Raw genomic sequence first — 307 nt, forward strand, 5'->3', positions numbered from 1 at the left:
ACGCCGCAAATCCACACGAAATGTCCCTTAAGCCGGATTTGCCGCGGCCTTCTTCTATACGGCCCTTGGTGTGGTTGCGGCCAATGTATCTATGATCCGGCGTTTCCTCGGCCGGGTGGAGCGAGACGAAAAGACCCCACCCCCTGAATGCCGTGAGCCACATCCGCCGCGCGATCCGGCGCGCGAGAAGGCAAGCCCGAACGCGCCTCCTGCGCGCGAGGCAGCTTAAGACCAACTAGATACTTTTATCCATCTAGCTCGGAAAACCGATAAGGGGTTCCGGGCTAGAAGTCGTTTTAGAGGGGAC

Origin of the sequence: Corynebacterium sp. HMSC072A02, assembly GCF_001810085.1 — a bacterium.
GTDB classification, from domain to species: domain Bacteria; phylum Actinomycetota; class Actinomycetes; order Mycobacteriales; family Mycobacteriaceae; genus Corynebacterium; species Corynebacterium hesseae.